Annotated in this window: 14 protein-coding genes and 1 tRNA gene; 1 reads left to right on the top strand and 14 read right to left on the bottom strand. The window is 74.0% G+C overall.

Features of this window, described 5'->3' with window-relative positions; genetic code table 11:
* Nucleotides 1-3: 3 nt before the first annotated feature.
* The 6 genes from NQZ70_RS15730 to NQZ70_RS15755 all read right to left on the bottom strand — a co-directional run bounded on the left by NQZ70_RS15730 (nucleotide 4) and on the right by NQZ70_RS15755 (nucleotide 8,750).
* Nucleotides 4-558 carry a hypothetical protein gene (locus tag NQZ70_RS15730; protein WP_129574937.1) on the bottom strand — a complete coding sequence of 185 codons (555 nt, stop codon included), beginning with the start codon at nucleotides 556-558 and terminating at the stop codon, nucleotides 4-6.
* Between the two features lie 127 nt (nucleotides 559-685).
* A complete protein-coding gene (locus NQZ70_RS15735; protein ID WP_129574938.1) occupies nucleotides 686-1,384 on the bottom strand; it encodes a hypothetical protein in 699 nt (232 codons plus the stop codon).
* Nucleotides 1,385-1,583: 199 nt separating this feature from the next.
* Nucleotides 1,584-3,845 (bottom strand): hypothetical protein, encoded by a 2,262-nt coding sequence (locus tag NQZ70_RS15740; RefSeq protein WP_129574939.1) that lies wholly within the window; start codon nucleotides 3,843-3,845, stop codon nucleotides 1,584-1,586.
* Between the two features lie 118 nt (nucleotides 3,846-3,963).
* Nucleotides 3,964-4,812: a lipoyl(octanoyl) transferase LipB gene (gene lipB, locus NQZ70_RS15745; RefSeq protein WP_129574940.1), complete on the bottom strand. Its 849-nt coding sequence runs from the start codon at nucleotides 4,810-4,812 to the stop codon at nucleotides 3,964-3,966.
* A 3-nt stretch (nucleotides 4,813-4,815) separates the two neighbouring features.
* Nucleotides 4,816-6,303 carry an HD domain-containing phosphohydrolase gene (locus tag NQZ70_RS15750; RefSeq protein ID WP_129574941.1) on the bottom strand — a complete coding sequence of 496 codons (1,488 nt, stop codon included), beginning with the start codon at nucleotides 6,301-6,303 and terminating at the stop codon, nucleotides 4,816-4,818.
* A 239-nt stretch (nucleotides 6,304-6,542) separates the two neighbouring features.
* The gene (locus NQZ70_RS15755; protein WP_237245337.1) at nucleotides 6,543-8,750 is read right to left on the bottom strand and encodes a pseudouridine synthase; all 2,208 of its coding nucleotides are present in this window, start codon (nucleotides 8,748-8,750) and stop codon (nucleotides 6,543-6,545) included.
* A 457-nt stretch (nucleotides 8,751-9,207) separates the two neighbouring features.
* On the opposite strand from NQZ70_RS15755, the gene NQZ70_RS15760 reads away from it, so the two are divergent.
* Complete coding sequence (locus tag NQZ70_RS15760) at nucleotides 9,208-10,848, top strand: hypothetical protein (protein ID WP_165373977.1); 1,641 nt, start codon at nucleotides 9,208-9,210, stop codon at nucleotides 10,846-10,848.
* A gap of 10 nt (nucleotides 10,849-10,858) precedes the next feature.
* Here NQZ70_RS15760 and cyaY read toward each other — a convergent pair whose 3' ends face one another.
* From cyaY to NQZ70_RS15800, 8 genes are all read right to left on the bottom strand, one after another.
* Nucleotides 10,859-11,197, bottom strand: a complete 339-nt coding sequence (gene cyaY / locus NQZ70_RS15765; protein WP_129574943.1) for an iron donor protein CyaY — start codon at nucleotides 11,195-11,197, stop codon at nucleotides 10,859-10,861.
* A 57-nt stretch (nucleotides 11,198-11,254) separates the two neighbouring features.
* Nucleotides 11,255-12,703 (bottom strand): phosphonoacetaldehyde dehydrogenase, encoded by a 1,449-nt coding sequence (phnY, locus tag NQZ70_RS15770; RefSeq protein ID WP_129574944.1) that lies wholly within the window; start codon nucleotides 12,701-12,703, stop codon nucleotides 11,255-11,257.
* Nucleotides 12,704-12,735: 32 nt separating this feature from the next.
* Nucleotides 12,736-14,013 (bottom strand): phosphonoacetate hydrolase, encoded by a 1,278-nt coding sequence (gene phnA / locus NQZ70_RS15775; protein WP_129574945.1) that lies wholly within the window; start codon nucleotides 14,011-14,013, stop codon nucleotides 12,736-12,738.
* A gap of 106 nt (nucleotides 14,014-14,119) precedes the next feature.
* The gene (locus NQZ70_RS15780; protein WP_020735016.1) at nucleotides 14,120-14,401 is read right to left on the bottom strand and encodes a hypothetical protein; all 282 of its coding nucleotides are present in this window, start codon (nucleotides 14,399-14,401) and stop codon (nucleotides 14,120-14,122) included.
* Nucleotides 14,402-14,465: 64 nt separating this feature from the next.
* Nucleotides 14,466-14,539 (bottom strand) — tRNA-Arg (locus NQZ70_RS15785).
* Nucleotides 14,540-14,664: 125 nt separating this feature from the next.
* The gene (uppS, locus tag NQZ70_RS15790) at nucleotides 14,665-15,405 is read right to left on the bottom strand and encodes a polyprenyl diphosphate synthase (RefSeq protein ID WP_129574946.1); all 741 of its coding nucleotides are present in this window, start codon (nucleotides 15,403-15,405) and stop codon (nucleotides 14,665-14,667) included.
* 285 nt (nucleotides 15,406-15,690) lie between these two features.
* Nucleotides 15,691-17,061 carry a histidine kinase dimerization/phospho-acceptor domain-containing protein gene (locus tag NQZ70_RS15795; RefSeq protein WP_129574947.1) on the bottom strand — a complete coding sequence of 457 codons (1,371 nt, stop codon included), beginning with the start codon at nucleotides 17,059-17,061 and terminating at the stop codon, nucleotides 15,691-15,693.
* Nucleotides 17,062-17,064: 3 nt separating this feature from the next.
* Nucleotides 17,065-17,763 carry a response regulator transcription factor gene (locus tag NQZ70_RS15800; protein ID WP_129574948.1) on the bottom strand — a complete coding sequence of 233 codons (699 nt, stop codon included), beginning with the start codon at nucleotides 17,761-17,763 and terminating at the stop codon, nucleotides 17,065-17,067.
* Nucleotides 17,764-18,383 lie beyond the last annotated feature (620 nt).

Below are 18,383 nucleotides of genomic sequence, written 5' to 3' on the forward strand. Positions count from 1 at the left end.
GACCTAGTAGCCCCAGAGGAACTCCGCGCGGGCGAACGCCGTGAAGTAGCTCCCCGGACCGTCGCCCGCGCCGGGGAGGAGCAGCGTGTACTTGCCGGCGAAGCCCGCGGCGAACTGGCGGTTGAAGGCGTAGTCGATGCCGAACGGGACCGAGACCCCGAACTGCCCACGGTGGCAGCTCGGCTGGCCATACGAGCCGCACGGCGCGAGGCGCACGCTGTCGTACGCGCCGGTCATGACGCCGATGTACGGCACCCACTGCAGGATATCGATGACGTAGGTGGCGCCGGCCGAGGCGCCGAGGAACATGAGATCGCCCCCCGGGTGCGACGCGGTGTCGAGCTCGACGATCGCGTTGAACGCGTCCGTGAGCCCGTAGGCGACGTGCAGGCCGCCGCCGAGCCCCGGGTACGTCCCGCCGTCGGCGAGGAGCGCGTACCCGATGCTGGCGCCGGCGTGCCATTGCCGTTCGAAGGCGTCGGCCCGCGAGGGGGTGAGGAGCGCGGCGAGCGCGAGCGCGGCGGCGGCGGTCAGCGGGGCGGCAGGGGAGCGTCTCATGGTCGGTGGCGGCGAGCAGCCCAGGGCGCCCCCGCGCCGAACCAGGGAGCGAGGGCGACGACGGCGCGCGCCGGGCGCTCGAGGGGCGCGCGCGGCGCGAGGCTAGCACGCGCGCCGCGGGACATGCTCAGCGGAGCTGCTCGCGGCGTGGGGAGGCGCGGGACGCGCCCACGTCCTCCTCCTCGAGCTCGTCGGCGTAGATCCGCGCCGCAGGGTCGGCCGCGCCGTGGCCCGGATCGATGCGGAGCGAGGGCTGGGGGAAGCGGACGCCGGTCGCCCCGGCGACGCCGGGGAAGGTGTAGAGGATCTCGCCGCGCTCGCCGATCTCGACGCCTACGTCGTCGGGGCGCTCCTTGGCGAGCTCGGTGAGCAGGGCGTCGGCCTCCGGGGCCGGCAGGTCGAGCGCGACGCCGACCTCCTGCGCGGTGAGCGGGCGGCGGCGGTGCGACGCGAGGGAGAAGATCGCCTGGACCTGCGCGTCGCGGGAGGCCTTCACCCCGGATCGGGAGAGCTTCCGCCCGCTGATGAGGAGGAGCAGGCCGAGCGTCAGGGCGACGAACCCGATCGGCAGGCCGATCGCGAGGCCGGCGATCGAGCCCGGGAACAGCGCGGCAGCGCCCAGCCCGAGCAGCAGCGCCAGCGCGGTGCCCCCGATGAGGACCAGCCAGCCGAGCGCGCCCGCGACGGCCCCGCCGACCCTGGACGGCTTCCCCGCCAGGCTGACCGACTTGCCCGCGAAGGGCAGGCGCTCCCGGCCGCACGCGGTGCAGTACGCCGCGAGCCCGCGGTGGATGACCGGCGCGTTCTTTCCGCAATGAGGACACATGACGACTCTCTCCGCGAGCAGCTCTCTTCGCGAGCCAGGCTGTAGCGTAGGAACCGAGCACCCCCACCGCCAGATGTACGATGATGTGCTCTCCAGGTTTTTCGGGGGCACGCCGCGGAACGCCGGCGCGATGGGGTCCGTCCCGGTGCGATGTGCACGGCGCGCGCGGGCGCGCGGGCCTCAGAGGCGCGCGCGGGCCTCAGAGGCCGAGGTAGCGCGCGATCTCGGCGCGGGCCGGGTCGGAGGCCACGGCGCGCAGGGCCTCGTACCGGCGTTGCCACGCGGCCGCGCTGCCGTCGTCTCCGCGCCACCGCGCCGCCTCGGCCCGGGCGAAGGCGACGTGTCGGAGCGAGAAGCGGGGGGCGTCGAGCGCGAGGAAGGCGTCGAGCCACACCTCGGCGTCCCCCTCGCCCTCGACGAGCAGCTGCGCCGCGAGCGCGGCGTACGGGACGAGCGCGGGCGGCGCGTCGCCCCGGCGGCGGAGGGCGGCGTAGCGGAGCGCGCGGCGCGTGGCCGGCGGCGCGCCGCGCGCGGCGCTCCAGGCGGCGAGCGCGCGCGCGAACGCCGGCTGGTCGCCGCGCGCCCAGGGCGCGTCGAGGCGCGCGAAGCCGACCCAGGGCCACGCGGCCGAGAGGTCCGCCGGCAGCAGCGCGGGCGGGCCGCCCTGCCGGAGCGGCGAGCCGCCATGGGGGGCGGCGAGGGCGAGCCGGGTCCACCGCGCGCGCGCCTCGAGCAGCGCGAGCCCGGCGAGCCCCGGCGGCGCGTCGTCGGCGTTCGCGGCGCGCGCGGCCGCGGCCTCCTCGTCGGCGAGCACCGCCGCGCGCGCGGCGTCGAGCCGGCGCCCCAGCGAGGCGAGGAGCTCGGCGCGCTGCAGGTGCACGGCTGCGCGGAGGGCCGGCGACGCCGCGGCGAGATCGGCGCGCTCGAGGAGGTCGAGCGCGCGCGCGCGATCGCCGGCGAGGGTCCACGCGCTCGATCGCGCGAGCGCGCGGGCCGCCTCCGGCGCGAGCGCGCCGACGCGGTCCAGGGCGTCGATCGCGCGGGGCGCGTCGCCCTCGAGGGCGAGCTCGCGCGCGGCCGCCAACGCGAGGGCGCCCGCGGCGGCCCGCAGGGCGTCGCCGTCGGGCGGCGAGAGCTCGGGGGCGGCGGCCAGCTCGGCGGCGCGCGCCGCGGCGCGCGCGCGCAGCGAGCCGGCGACCACGGGCCTCGCGAGCCCGCGCTCCGGCAGCCAGTCGAGCGCGCGCAGCGAGCCCGCGCTCCGCGAGAGCGCCGCGCCGGCCGCCGGGCGCGCCGGGGCAGCGCCGGCTCCGGCGCCCACGACCGCGAGGGCGTCCGCGCCGGCCGCCTCGGTCGCGTCGCCCTCCGGCCACGCGAGCGCGGCGGCCTCGACGGCGTCGAGCGCGCCGTCCTCCGCCAGCGCCACGGCGAGCAGATCGCCGCGGGCGTCCGGATCGAGCGCGTCGGCGGAGGCGAGCAGGTCCCGGATCGCGCGCACGGCGCGCCCCTTCGCCTCGGCGGCGTCCCCGCGGGCGGCGGCGAGGCGGGCGCGCTGCGCGAGCCGCACCTCCACGACGTCGGCCGCGCCGGCCTCGGGGGCTTCCGGCATCGGCGGGGGCTCCACGCCGGCCCGGGCGGCGCAGGCGACGAGGACGGCGCGGACCTCGCCCCAGTTGCGCACCATGCCCGCGTGGCGCTTCGAGGCCCGGTCGTCCTGGATCAGCGTCAGGAGCTCGGCGCCGCGCTTCGCGTCCGCGCTCGTGCCGAGGCAGAGGATCGCGGCGACCGTCGTGCGCAGATCCTCGTCGCGGGGGTCCATCCCCGCGTAGCCGTTCGCGATCGCGAGCGCGCGCGGCAGGTCGCCCTCGGCGAGCGCCGCGCGGAGGGTGTGCACGCGCACGTGCCAGTCGGGCCAGCGATCCGGCTGACCGAGGAGCGCGCGGCGGTCGCCGAGCCGCGCCGCCTCGCGCGCGAGGCTCGGCGCGCCGCACGAGGGCCCCAGCTCGTCGAACGTGATGCGCCTGGAGCCGGCGGCGACCGTGGCCTCGGCCGCCGCCACCGCATCGGCCGCCCGGGCGAGCGCCGCGCCATCGGGCCGGCCGACGGCGGCGTCGACGTACTCGGCGACCGCGGCGCGCGCGCCGAGCTCCTCGGCCAGCGCGCTCGCCGCGCCGTAGGTCCACGGCAGCCGCGACGGCAGCGCGAACCAGCGGATCTCGGGCCGGCAGTCGGGGAGCGCGGGGCCGCGCGGCGCCTCGATCGACGCGAGGCACGCCGCGGCGCTGCGCCTGCCGGCGAAGACCACCGCGACGGGCGCGAGGAGCGCGAACACGACGAGCGCCACGGTCGCCGTGGCGAGCACCAGGGCGAGGGCGCGCCGCCAGCGCGGCCGCGGGGCCGCGGGGCCGCGGCGCAGGAGGGAGCCGTCGCCTTCACGGGGCCGTGTCGTGGGCTGCGCGCGCACGGGACCGCTATTAGCCCACGGCACGGCCGAGCGACACTGCCTCGGCGGCGCGGCCCGCCGCCTCGGCCGCGCGGCGTCGCCGGCCGCTCGCCGCCTTCGCTCGCCGCGTCGCGCCGCGCTACGGAGCGCTGCGGCTCTCGCCGGCCGCGGCGTCCGGGGCGAGCAGCGCCCCGGCGAGGTCGGCGACCGCCGAGAGATCCTCGACGCGGTCGACCTCGATCTCGAGCCCGCGGGCGAGCTGCGGCGCGCTGGCGAGGGCGACCTCGGCGACGGTGAGCGTCCTCCCGGTGAGCTGGTGGAGCGACGTCACGCCGTGGTCACGGATGCCGCAGGGCACGATCAGCTCGAACGCCTTGAGGTCCACCGCGATGTTGAACGCGAAGCCGTGCATGGTGAGCCAGCGCGACAGGCGCACGCCGATCGCGCCGAGCTTGGCGAGCTCGCCCGCCCACGCGGAGCCGCCCCACTGCTCCGGGGCCGCGCGATCGACCCAGACGCCGATCATCCCGTCGACCACGCCGCCCTCGACGTGGTGCTCGCGCGCGAGCAGGATCATCACCTCCGCGAGCGACCGCACGTACCTGCGCACGTCGCACCGGTCCGGCCGGAGATCGAGCAGCGGGTAGCACACGAGCTGGCCGGGGCCGTGGTAGGTGACGTCGCCCCCGCGGCCCGTCGCGACGAGGTCGATGTCGCGCTCGTTCAGCGCGCCGGAGTCGAGCAGCACGTTCTCCGGGTTCGCCCGCGGACCGAGCGTGATGACGGGGTCGTGCTCCAGGAGCAGGATCGTGTCGCCGACGCGCCCCTCGGCGCGCGCCTCGACGAGCTGCTTCTGCAGATCGTGGATGGGGGCGTAGCGGCGCCGGCCGATCCACACGGCGCGCGCGCGCCGCGGCTTCGGCGGCCCGAGCTGGGCATCCTGGTCCCGCGGCGGCTCCAGGAGATCGCGGAGCGAGGTGTTCGGCATGGTCTACTCCGGGATCTTCTGGCCGTGCGCGCGCCGCTCGTCGCGGTAGGCCTCGATGTGCGTCGTGAAGCTCGCCGCGACCTCGGGGTCGAACTGCGAGCCCGAGCACCGCTCGATCTCGGCCACCGCGACCTCGTGCGGGAGCGCCCGGCGGTACGAGCGGTCGCTCGTCATCGCGTCGTACGTGTCGGCCACCGAGATGATGCGCGCGATGATCGGGATCTCGTTGCCCCGCATCCGGAGCGGGTAGCCGCGCCCGTCCCAGCGCTCGTGGTGCAGGTGCACGCCGGGGATGAGCGGGTGCAGGAACTTGATCGGATCGAGGATGTCGCGCCCGTAGACGGGGTGCCGCTTGAACACCTCGTACTCGTCGTTCGTGAGCTTGCCCGGCTTGTTCAGGTTGAGCACGCACCCGATCTTGCCGATGTCGTGCATGAGCGCGCTCTGCCGGACGATCTCGATCTCGTGCGGGCCGAGGCCGAGCCGCTGCGCCAGCATCACCGCGTACACGGCGACCCGATCCGAGTGGCCCGCGGTGTAGCGGTCCATCTTGTCGATGGCCTTGGCGAGCCCCTCGATCGTCTGCTGGAACGTCGCCTGGAGGTCCTGGTAGAGGCGCGCGTTCTCGATCGCCGCCGCGGCGCGCGAGCCGATGATGCTGAGCAGCTTGCGCTGCCCCTCGTCGAAGCGCTTCGTCCGGGTGAACGACGCGACGGCGACGAAGCCCATGAGCCGCTTCTGGATGCGGAGCGGCACCGCGACCAGCGACTGGAGCGGCAGCGACGGCTCCGCCGCGAAGAACCTGAGCCCCTTCATGCCCTGCTCGAGGAGCAGCGCCTCGGGGCGGAAATGATCGAGCACGACCGCCGGATCGAGCCGCCCGAGATCGGCCTCCGGCGGGAGCGACGAGCCGCGGAGGTGCTGCCGCTCGAAGAAGCTCCCCTCGCCGTCGTCGAGCCAGGTCGAGATGAGATCGCCGCGCACCTCGTGCAGGCAGCTGTCCGCGACGGTCTCGAGCACCTGGTCGAGCGACAGGCTCGCCGCGATCGCCTCGCTCACCTTGTAGAGCGACACCGCCTCGCGCAGCCGGATGTTCTCGGCGGCCATCCGCTGCTTCTCGATGCCGCGCTGGACGACGTGCACCACCTCGTCCAGCTTGAACGGCTTGAGCACGTAGTCGTAGGCGCCGCGCTTCATCGCGTCGATCGCGGTCTCGACGGTGCCGAAGCCCGTCATGATGACCGTGAGCGCGTTCGGCGCCGTCTTGCCGATCTCGTCCAGCAGCGCGATGCCGCCCATCCGCGGCATCTTGAGGTCGCTGATCACGAGGTCGTAATGGCCCTTCGTGAGCTCGCTCAGCGCGCTGGTCCCGTCCTCCGCAGTGCGGACGTAGTAGCCCTCCATGCCGAGGAAGTCGGCCAGCATGTCGCGGATCACCTTCTCGTCGTCCACGACGAGGATGCGAGGGCGGTCTTCTGGAAACGTGGACATGCGGCCGTCAAGCCTACCAGATCCGCTCGCAGCCCATCGCTCCAAGGTGGGCGGGTCGGGCACACGGACGGACCCGCGCCCCGCGAGGACCGGCCCACCCTGAGGCGCTCGGGTAAGGCGGACGGCGTCGCGGGTAGGGGAGCGACCGCCGCGAGCGAGGTGGTCGCGGCCGAGGGCGACGCGGCCGCCGACCGCGGCGGCCGGCCGGCTGCGCGCGCGGGAACGGCGGCGCGGGCCGCTCAGTCCTCGTCGCCGGTCGAGATGATGGGGTGCCGGATGGTCCGGGGCGACTCGTCCAGATCCGGGACGCGGATCGAGATGGGCCCGGGGCTGCGGATGGAGGGCGGCGGCGCGGACTCGGAGTCCTCGGTGCGCAGCGGGATCATCCTGCTGCTCGGGGCGGGCTCGTCCGTGGCCGTCGTCAGCACGGCGACGGCCCGCTGCTCGCCGAGGGCGTGCTTCTGCTCGAGGAAGCGCAGGACCGACGGGCCGGTCGAGCGCTCGAGCGCCGAGCGCAGGTCGCCGGGCAGCGTCGACTCGATGATCATCTTCACGCCGGTGCGCGGGTGCTCGATCTCGATGCGCACGAGGTGCACGAACGAGCGATCGAGCCCGTGCTTCTCCTCGAAGTAGCGGTTCGTGGGCACGTGGCCGTAGCGCTCGTCGCCGAGGATCGGGTGGCCGATCGCGGCGAGGTGCCGCCGGATCTGGTGCGTGCGCCCGCCGTCCGGGATGACGCGGAGGATCGAGTGGCCCGAGGCGACGGCGAGGCGGCGGTACCGCGTGCGCGCGGTGTACGTGCGCGTCCCCTCGCGGAGGTCGCGGGTGATCGCGCCCTTGCCCGGGGTCACGCCCTTGGCCGCGGCCAGGTAGATGAGGCGCCCCGTCTTCGTGAGCGCCTCGCCCCAGCGCGCGGCCGCCTCCTCGTTTCGCGCGAGCATGACCAGGCCGCTCGTGCCCGGATCCAGCGCGTGCACGACCACGGGCGTCGTGGTGCTGCCCGGGATGCGGGCGCAGCGGGCGAGCAGCGAGCCGAGGTACTCCGGCTGCGGGGCCACCGGCTCGTGCGGGCCCTTCTCGACGACCAGCACGCCGTCGTCGTCGTAGATGACCTTCGGCGCCGGCGGCGGCGTCCTCCGGAGGGCGGCGATCGTCTCGATCTCCTCCGTGAGCGGGATCATGTCGAGCGGCGTGAGCTCCGTCGACGAGTACCCGAGGCGGCAGAGGTGATCGAGGTCGCGCGCGAGCGTGTCGGGATCGCACGAGACGTAGACGAGCAGCGGCGCGCCGAGGCGCGCGATCGCCTCGCGCGCGGTCGGGGAGACGCCGCGGCGCGGCGGGTTCACCACGATGCCGTCGAACTTCTCCGAGCCGTTGACGAGGGAGCTCACGATCTCCGCGACGTCGCCGGTGCGCACCTCCACGCGCTGGCTCAGCCCCTGGGCCTCGGCCGCCGCGCGGGCGTTCGCCGCCGCGGGCGCGAACGACTCGACCATCAGGACGCGGTTGCCGCCCTGCGCGAGGGCGAGCGAGATCGCGCCCGAGCCGCCGTACAGATCGAGGATGCGCGGCGGCTCCTTGCGCCGGGAGGCCGGGCCCATCGGGGCCTCGCCCTCGATCACGGGCCCGTCGTTCTCGAGCGACGCGATCTCGCGGAGCAGGAGGGCGTGCACGCGCGCGGCCTGCGTGCGGTGCGCCTGCACGAACGAGCCGAACGCGGCGATGTGGTAGGTCTGCCCGATCCGGTCCTCCGCGTGCGAGACGCCGTCGAGCACGGTCGTCTCGGGGCCGAGGATCTGCGGCGCCTCCGCGTCGTGGAAGTTCGCCGCGACGCCGATGACGCGGGGGAGCATCGGGCGGATGGCGCGGCCTGCCTCGCGCAGCTCGTCGCGCGTGCACGCGCGCTCGCGCTGGAGGACGAACGTGATCAGCACGAACGCCGGGTTGTCCTCGGTCGCGCCCATCTCCGCGTAGAGCGGCGTGCCGGGCGCGAGGTGGACCTCGCGCAGGTCGAGGGCGCGGAGCACGCCGCCCCTCGCCGGATCGTACGGCAAGAGCAGCGGCCGGACCTCCGGCGGCGGGGACGCGATCAGCTCGCGGAGCCGCGAGGTCACCGCCGCGAGGGCCGGGGCGAGGACCCGGCAGCCCGGGATGTCGACGACCTCGTGATGCCCTGTGCGGCCGTACAGCCCGATCGCGCCGGAGGGGGCGACGATGAGCTTCGCTCGGCCGCGATAGCCGGTGATCGGATCAGCCGGGATGACCGGGCTCGTCTGGAGCAGCTCGAGCGACGGATAGTGCGCGGCCGCGGACACGACCCGCGCGCGCTTCGTGCTGAGCTGCTCTGCGTAATCGCCCGCGATGAGCGGACAGCCCGCGCACTCGACCGAGTGCACGCACTCGATCAACGTGTTCGGGATCTCGCCTGCCTTCAATGTGCGCCGCACGGGTCCGGACAAAACGCCGCCGCCCGATCCCTCTGCGCCGGTGCTCTCGCCCAGCCCGTGCGGTTCTTCGATACCTGCGCCGGAAGCCATTCCGGGGGAGCTTACAGGGGCTCTCGGTCAGCGTCGAAGGTGTAAAGAGGAGTCCGTCGAGCTTTTCGTCTGCAGCGCTTCGGCGTTCCGGGCACGCGTCCGGGGGCGCTCGGGATCCCGGAAAAGCCCCGTGTTTCCCCGGCGGCCTGCGCGGCCGCCCGGACGGCGGGCCGTCCAGGCCGCGTTCGCTCCGTCGAGGCGGCCCGAGCCGAGGTCGAGCCGAGGTAAGGAGCGGCGCGAGGCGCCGCCACATTGGCGCCCGCGCGGCTCCTTACCTCGGGCCGCCGTGCCGTTCGCGACATCCGTGGGCGCGATCGACGCGTCCGTCCCGCGCGCGCCGTGGATGAGGTGGTAGACTGAGCGCCTCTTGCGTCTTCCGATCGCTTCTCTCGTCGGCGTCCTGGCTGTGCTGTTCGCCCATGCGGCGCTCGCCGCGCCGGGCGACAAGGAGGCGAACCAGGGCATCAACGCGGCCCGGGGCGGGTTCTGCAAGAGGGCGATCCCGCTCCTCGAGTCCGCCGAGGGCCAGCGGCACCGCCCGAGCTCTGCGGTCCCGCTCGCCGACTGCTACGCGAAGCAGGGCGAGCTGCTGAAGGCGAGCGAGATCTATCACACGGTCGCGAGCGAGAAGAAGGCGCCCGGGTACACCGGCCGGGATGTCGTGGCCATCACATTGGCCAAGAAGAAGGCGGCGCAGCTCGACGCGCGCATCCCGACGCTGGTCGTCGCGCCGGCGGAGCCCTACGCGGGGCTCGTCGTCGAGATCGACGGCGAGGCGATCAGCGACCCATCGACGCCGCGGCGCTTCGATCCGGGCAAGCCGATCTCGGTCGTCGCCAGGGCCGAGGGGTACGAGGAGCTCTCGCAGAAGATCACGCTGAAGGAGAAGCAACGGCGCGAGCTCAAGCTGCGCCTCAAGCCGAAGCCCGGCGTGGCGAAGCCGGCGGAGAAGCCCGTGGCGGCGAAGCCGCCGGAGAAGAAGCCCCCGGAGAAGAAGCCGCCGGAGAAGCCTGCGGCGGCGAAGCCGCCGGAGAAGAAGCCGCTGGCGACGAAGCCGCCGGCGAAGAAGCCGCAGAAGCCCGTGGCGAAGAGGCCGCCGGCGAAGAAGCCGCAGAAGCCGGTGGCGACGAAGCCGCCGGAGAAGAAGCCGACGAAGCCCGTGGCGAAGGAGCCGGCGGAAGACGAGCCGCGCGTCGCGGCCGGGCCCGACGCGAAGGCGAAGCCGCCGGTCGCGATGCCCGAGCCCACGCCGCCGGACGAGCTGCCCGAGCCCACGTCGCCGGCCGCGCGCAAGCAGCGGAACGTGTGGCTCGGCGCCGGCTTCCGGGGCTTCTTCGTCCCCCAGGTCATGTTCGAGCTCTTCGGAGAGGGCGGGCGGCACGCCTTCTTCCCCGGCGGAGACGTCTCGCTGTCCACGCGGCTCGGGCGGTTCGATCTCGTCTTCTCGGTCGCCTACGCGCGCTTCCGGTTGCAGGAGACGCCGTTCTTGCCGAACGGGCACCCCGACACCGACTACGAGATCATCGAGAGCGACCTCCAGGCGCTCCAGGCGGACGCCCGTCTGGTCTGGAACATTCCGCTCGATCGCGACGAGCGGTTCGCCTTCCGCGTCGGGGCGGGCCTCGGCGTGGGCTGGATGTTCATGGGTGAGCTCTACCGGACCCAGGCCTACCCCGGGGACGCCGTCGCCGGCGACCAGAGCACCTTCGTGCCGGGGGACCCGTACCGCTACAAGAAGTGCCGCGGACCGAACAACCCGGAGGGGAGCTTCCGGTACTGCAACCAGCTCGACTACGACGCGGATCACTACCCCGGCTACGCCGAGCCGAGCTGGTTCACCCGCCCCAAGGGAAAGCCCCAGGGCCTGAAGCCGGTCGTCTATCCGTGGGTCGTCTTCCCCGAGCTCGGCCTCTCGTTCCGCCCATGGGACCGCGTCGCCTTCGATCTGCGGGTCGGCGCCTCCGTGACGGGTCCGCTCGGCGCGCTCGGCGTCCGCTTCGCGCTGTGAGCGGCGGGGCTCAGCGCTCGAGCTTCACGTCGCGGCGGAGCTTCCGGGAGACGACGGCCTCGAGCGTGCTCCAGAGCTCCTCTCCGGTCCGCTGCGCCACCCAGCGGCCTTCGGACGGCAGGTAGTCGAAGTGCCACGCCGCCCGCTCGGCGGCCATCCAGATCTGCCGCGCCGCGCGGTGGCTGTTGACGACGTACTTGATGCCGTCCTCGAACTCCAGGGTGAGGATGCCGCTCTGCAGGTCGGCCTCCACGCCGTCGGGGATCTCGTTGATCGCCCGATCCAGCGCGCGCAGCGACCGATCGGCCACGGCGTCGAACTCTCGCTCCGACAGGGGCTCTCCGCTCATGCCGATCGGCTTACAACGTCGCGCGCCGCGGCGGTATGGGGAAGCGCCGGGGGCCGCTCACTCCCAGGGCACCGTGTAGAGCTTCACGTTGCTCATCGCCTTCATCGCCTCGACGACGCCCTCCTTGACCCCGGTGCCGCTGTCCTTGATGCCCCCGAACGGCGACAGCTCGGAGCGGTACCCCGGCACCTCGCGCACGTTCACCGTGCCGCAGCGCAGCTCCCGGACGAGCCGGTGGACGTGCCTCATGTCGTTCGTGCAGACGCCGGCGGAGAGGCCGTAGCTCGTCCCGTTCGCCACCGCGATCGCCTCGTCGACGTCCCTCACCCGGAGGATCGGCGCGTGCGGGCCGAAGGTCTCCTGCTGCACGGACGGTGCGTCGCGCGGCACGCGATCCATCACGGTGGGGCCGTACAGCGCCCCGCGGCGCGCGTTCCCGAACAGCAGCCTGGCGCCCCGCGCGAGCGTGTCCGCCGCGGCCGCCTGGAGCTGCCGCGCCGCGGCCTCGGAGATCACCGTCCCCATGTCCGTCGCGGGGTCGCGCGGGTCGCCGACCTTGAGCTCTGCCGACGCGGCGGCGAGGCGCGCGGCGAACTCGTCCGCGACGCGCTCGCTCACGATGAGCCGCTTCACCGCCGTGCAGCGCTGCCCCGAGTTCTTGTAGCAGCCGTAGACGGCGAGCCGCGCCGCCTCGTCCAGATCCGCGTCGTCGAGCACGATGAGCGGATCGTTGCCGCCGAGCTCGAGCACCGCGCGCCGGTAGCCGAGCATGCCCGCGATGCGCTTGCCGATCTCGACCCCGCCCGTGAAGCTCACGAGCTCCACCGCGGGGTGGGTCACGAGCGCCCGCCCGATCTCGGCCGGGTCGCCGGTCACGACGCTGAGCATGCCGGGCGGCAGCCCCGACTCGTGCAGCACGGCCGCGAGGTAGACGGCGGAGAGCGGCGTCTTCTCCGACGGCTTGAGCACCATCGCGCTGCCGCTCGCGATGCTCGGCGCGACCTTGTGGGCGACCTGGTTCAGCGGGTGGTTGAACGGCGTGATCGCCGTCACGAGGCGCAGCGGCTCGCGCAGCGTGTAGCCGCGGCGGGGCTTGCCGTTCGCCGAGATGTCGAACGCGAGGCACTGGCCGTCGTCGCGGAGCGCCTCGTACGCGGCGAACCGGAGCACGTCGAGCGCGCGCCGCACCTCGTACGCCGTGTCCTTGAGGCAGAGCCCGCTCTCCCACGTGATGAGCCGCGCGACCGCGTCCGCCTGCGCCTCGATGAGCGCCGCGGCTCGAAGGAGGATCTGGCTGCGCTCGTGGCGCGAGAGCCGCGGCGGGCCGGACGACGCGGTCTCGATCGCCCGCGTCACCTCCCGCTCGTCGAGCCTCGGCACGCTGCCGATCACCTCGCCCGTGAACGGGTAGCGCACGAGGATGCGCTCGTCCCGGCTCACCGGCCTGCCCCCGATCAGGCACGGAAAATGGAACCCAGGTCGTTCGATGGAGAGCGTCGAGCCCATCCTGTCCCCCTTCAGGTGCTCGATCGATGGCGCTAGGCCGTGGCGATCGAGAGTCGGTTCAGCAAGAGATCGAAGACGTCCGCGTTCGACAGCGCGCACGGCCGCCCGCTCGCCACGTCCGCGTCCGCGCCGAGGAGCCTCGCGCGCTCCTCGGGCCGGAGCGGGTGGCTCGCGAGGATCGGCACGTCGGCCTCGTGCAGGCCCCCGTGGGACCTGAGCCCGCGCCGCACGGCGGAGAGGTCGTGGTAGGCCGCGCTCTTGCCGAGCACCGTGCTCCGATCGCCGAGGATCACGAGGTCGCCGATCCGGTCCGGCGGCAGCTCGAAGCGCCGCGCGGCCTCGTCGCGGGGCAGGACGAGCTCCACGCCCGGGAGCCGCGCGAGGACCTCCGCGGCGCGCGGCTGCGCCGAGGCGCTGACATACACGGTCGCGTACGATCCGAGCGCGCCGTGGTGCACCACGTACGGGTCGGTGATCGGCAGGAGCACCCGGAAGCCCGAGAGGCCGGCCTCGCGGAGCGCGTCCTCGAGGTAGCGCACGTTCGGCGAGCCGTCCGGCGCGGTCTTGTCGTTCATGCCGTGATCCGCGGTGATGCCGCAGACGAACCCGGCGTCGAGGTACGCGCCGAAGAGCGCGTCGAAGCGGGCGTAGAACCGATCCGACATCGGCCCGCGCGGCGGCTCCTTGTGCTGCACGTAGTCGGTCAGCGACACGTAGAGCAGCGTGGCCGAGACCCGCTCGTGCAGCGCGAGGCCCATCTCCATCGCGTAGTGCGAGATGTCCCAGTCGTAGATCGACGGGTTCTCGCGGCCGACCGCGGCGGTGATCGAGGCGATGCCGTGCTCCGGGAGCGCCTGCTCGTGCGCCTTCTCGGCCGACAGCGAGATCGGGCGCGGCCCCCCGTCGCGGCAGGCGCCGAGCAGCGCGCGGAGCTTGTCCTTGGCCGTGATGCAGAGGGTCCGGACGCCCGCCTGCTCCATCTTCTCGAAGAGCGTCGGCGCGCGCAGAAACCGCGGGTCGTTCATCGGCACCTCCTCCCCCGAGGCGGCGTCGAAGTAGTAGTTGCCCGAGATGCCGTGCACGCGCGCCGGCTGGCCGGTCACGATGGACACGTTGTTCGGGTTCGTGAAGCTCGGGATCTGGCCGCGGCCGCGCACGTACAGGCCGCCTCCGGCGAGCGTGGCCGCGAGCCGAGGCATCTGCCCGTCCGCGAGCGCCTGGTCGAGGTACTCGGGCGCGCAGCCGTCGACGCAGAACACCACGGTCTTGCGCGCGGGCAGCGCGTAGCGCCGATCGCAGAGATCGATCATGCCGAACGCTGACACGCAGCGCGCGGGCCGAGAAGGGCGGCGGCCGCGGCGCCGCCGGGGCCGCTCCGCCTCGAACGGCGGGCGCGGCGCGCGCCGCGGCGGCGGGTCAGTAGCCCGGCCAGGGATCGGCCGGCTTCGGAGGCGCCGGGGCCGGCCGCTTGAAGCACATCACGCCGGCGTCGAGCGCCACGAGCTCCCAGCCGCTCTCCCCGCGCGCTTTCGCGACGGCGCGCGCTTCCTCGACGCCGTGCGCCTGCTCGCAGTCCTGCTCCCACCGCGGCGCGGGGGCGCTCGGCGCGACCCCCTGGGCGCGCACCCGCCCCGCCGCGAGCGCGCAGGCCGCGCCCAGCACCAGACCGCCCAGCACGAGCACGACCCGCTTCTCCATGATGCCAGGAACATGGTGGTCCGCTGCGGGCAGGACCGTCAAGCGACGCACCGAGGACGTTCGGCACGCCCGGCAGGATTCGAACCTGCGACCCGCGGCTTAGAAGGCCGCTGCTCTATCCAGCTGAGCTACGGGCGCGTGGACGACAAGCGCGTCTTTCGTACTGCATCGCGGCCCCGGAATCGAGCGCCACGAGCGCCACGAGCGCCACGAGCGCCGCGAGCGCCGCTGCGCGCGCGGCGTGGAGGCCGCGCGGCGCCGGTTCAGCCCGACGCGGCCATCCGCCGGACCTGCTCGCCGGTCCGGCCGTAGCGCCGCTGGCGCCGGGCGTAGATCGCGAGCGCCTCGTCGAAGGTCGCCTCGGTGAAATCGGGCCAGAGCGTGTCGGTGAAGAACAGCTCCGCGTACGCGGCCTCGAAGAGCAGGAAGTCGCTGAGGCGCTTCTCGCCGCCCGTGCGGATGATGAGATCCGGATCCGGCATCGCGCTGGTCGTCAGGAAGTTCCGGAGCGACTTCTCGTTGATCTCCTCCGGGATGACGAGCCCGGCGCGCGCGCGGACCGCGAGCGCGCGCATCGCGTTCGCCATGTCCCGGCGGCCGCCGTAGCTCAGCGCGAGCGCCAGGGTCATCTCGGTGCCGCCCGAGGTGTCCTCCACGAGCTTCTCCATCGCGCGCCGCGTCGGGGTCGGGATGTCCTCGAGGTCGCCGACGATCTGCACCGCGATGCCGCGCCGGATCAGCTCGTCGTGCTCCCCCTCGGCGAACTCCTGGCAGATGCGCATCAGCGCGTCGATCTCGTCCTTGGGCCGCGACCAGTTCGCGACGCTGAACGCGTAGAGCGTGAGGTACGGGATGCCGCGATCGCGGCAGGCGCGCACCGAGAGGCGCACGGCCTGCGCGCCGTGCCGGTGCCCCTGCATCCGGGGGAGACCCCGCGCCGCTGCCCAGCGGCCATTGCCATCGAGGATGATCGCGACGTGCTTGGGGAGAGTGCTGGACGTCATGGTTTTCCTGGTGGGGACGACGACCCACTTTGCGCCGAGCTTCGGCGCGGTAGGGGGGCAGACGGTGATGCGATTGTGGAGGTTCTGTGGAGGATGCCGCGGATGAGCTCAAGGGCCGCCGCCCGTGGACCTTAGCGCGCGCCCGGCGGAGCGCTCCGCCGGGCGGCCGGCCGCGTCTTCGCACCACCGATCGGGCGCGCTGTCAAACCGGAGAAACCTCCCGGAAACCAAGATGCTCCCCGGGGGTGACGATGGAGCGGGGGAGCTCGCGGTTTCCGAGCGGGCTCAGGCACCCGGCAGCGAGATCTTGAACTCGACCTCGGGCGGCCCGCGGTGGGTGCACTCGGCCGAGCCGCTGTGGGCCTCGGCGATCGCCTTGACGATCGCGAGGCCGAGGCCGGTGCCGCCCCGGTCGGCGCGGGTCGTCACGAACCTGCGGAACAGGCGGCCGGCGACGTGCCGCCCGATCTCGCCGCGGTTGCGGATCGCGATCGCGACCTGTCCGCCCAGGCGGGACACGGCGATGTGGATGGGCGCCGCGGCGTCGCCGTGCGTGCGCGCGTTGTCGAGCAGGTTGTCGAGCGCGCGCGACAGCCAGAGCTCGTCGCCGCGCACGGCCGCCGAGCTCGGCGCGTCGAGCTCGACCCGGCTGCCGCGCTCCCGCGCCCGCGCCGCGGCGGCCTGCGCGATCGCGACGAGGTCGACGACCGCGGCGTGCTCCACGCCGCGCGCCTCGAGGCGGGCGAGCGACAGGAGCTCCCCGAGGAGCGCCTCGATCCGGGTGATCGCCTCGCGGATGCGGGCGACGAAGCGCGCGGCCTCCTCGGGGTCGTCGAGCGCGCCCTCGGAGAGCACCTCGGCGCTGGCGCGGATCGCGGCGACCGGGTTCTTGAGCTCGTGCGACAGATCCGCGGCGAACGTCTCGACGAAGGGGCGGCCCTCGAGCTGGCGCCGCATCGAGTCGATGGCGCGCGTCAGCCGCTGGACCTCGCGGCCCTGGGCCGGCGGCGGCGCCGCGCGCACCTCCCCCTCGCTCACGCGCACGGCGAACTCGGTGAGCGCCTCGATCGGCGTCGCGATGGCGCGGCCGATCAGGAAGGACGAGAGCGCCGCCGCGGCGCCGAGCACGGTGCTGATCACGAGGATCGGCGGGGCGAAGTCGGCGACCATCCGCTGCACGACGATGGTCGGCTTCACGACCTGCACGCTCCCGACGCGCCGGCCGCGGACCTCGATGGGCGCGGTCACGAAGACCGTCCCGGGCTCGCCCGGCGAGGCGCCGCGGGCCCGGAGCACGCGCCCCTCCGGGTCGAGCAGCGCGATGTTCTGGGCCGTCGGGCCCTCGCCGTCGAGCGCGCGTACGGCCGCGAGGTCGACGTCGCGGACCTCCATCTCCATCGCGGCGACGGCGGCGAACGCGGCCGCCTCGTCGCGCGCGCTGCCCTCGGCGAGCAGCGTCGCGCGCGCCTCGATGCGATCGATGACGAGCAGCCCGAGCCCGAACGCGAACGCGCCGACGATGCCGCCGAGCGCGATGAAGATCTGCATCCGGATGCTCATCCCGGCCGTCCGGGCGCGGACGAGGCGGGAGGCGAACAGCGCGACGAGCAGGATGATCGAGACCGCCGCCGCCGCGGTGACGACGAGGCGCACCATGGGCTAGCCGCCTTCCGGGGGGCTCGGCTTGTCGGTGACGCGGTAGCCGACGCCGCGCACCGTCTCGATGAGGTCGGCGTCGCCCCCGGCCTCGACGACCTTCTTCCGGAGCCCCTTCACGTGCGAGTCGATGGTCCGGTCGGTGATGGCGAACCCGTCGCCCCAGACGCGGTCGATGAGCTGCGCGCGCGTGAACACCCTGCCCGGCGCGGCGAGCATGCAGGCGAGCAGGTCGAACTCGACGCGGGTGAGGTCGACCTTCTGGCCGTTGACGTGCGCCCTCCGCGTGGCCTCGTCGACCATGAGCGGCAGCGGCGCCGGGGCGGCGTCGGGCGCCTGCGGCCGCGCGGCGCGGCGCAGGACGGCCCGCACCCGGGCCACGATCTCGCGCGGCGAGAACGGCTTGGTCACGTAGTCGTCGGCGCCGGTCTCGAGCGCGGCGACGCGGTCGGCCTCGCTGTCGCGGCTCGACAGGACGATGATCGCGGCGCGCGCCCCGCTCCGCCGCACCTGGCCGATGAGATCGAAGCCGCTGCCGTCGGGGAGCATCAGGTCGAGGATGATGAGGTCCGCCTTGTCGATCTCCCGCTCGGCGGCCGCGAGCGTGGTGACGACCGTGGCCGCGAACCCGTCGCGGCGCAGGAAGTAGGCGATCGACTCGGCGATGGCCGGCTCATCCTCGACGACCAGGACCTTGGCCATGGTCGGGGAGCCTAGACCGGCGTGTCGGACGCGTCGACAGGGCTGGCTGGATCAGGGCGGCGCGCGCTCGGGCGGTGCTCCGTGTTTCCATGGCTGCGCTCGTGCAGCCTGGCGACGGGCGGTCCGATCGGCCACCGAGGTGTCCTTGCGCGTCGCAACGGGCGGTCCGACCGCCCTCCGAGGTGTCTCTGCAAGGTGCATCGAGCGGTCGGACCGCCCTCGGAGGCGTCCCTGCGAGGTGCATCGAGCGGTCGGACCGCCCTCGGAGGCGTCCCTGCGAGGTGCATTGAGCGGTCGGACCGCCCTCGGAGGCGTCCCTGCGAGGTGCAACGGGCGGTCGGACCGCCCTCGGAGGCGTCCCTGCGAGGTGCAACGGGCGGTCGGACCGCCCAGCGAGGTGTGGATCCGCATGATCACGGGCGGTCGGACCGCCCACCGACGTGTCCCTGCGAGGTGCAACAGGCGGTCGGACCGCCCACTTTCGAACCGCCAAGGACGCCAAGACATTGTCGTCTTCTTGGCGTCCTTGGCGGCTTGGCGGTTCATTTCTCGCTCGAGCAACGTGATCGATGGTCTAGGCGCGCGCGCCCCGGCCGACCCGTGCGCAGAAGATCGTCGTC

It is taken from the genome of Sorangium sp. So ce836 (assembly GCF_028553905.1).
GTDB lineage: Bacteria > Myxococcota_A > Polyangia > Polyangiales > Polyangiaceae > Sorangium > Sorangium cellulosum_D.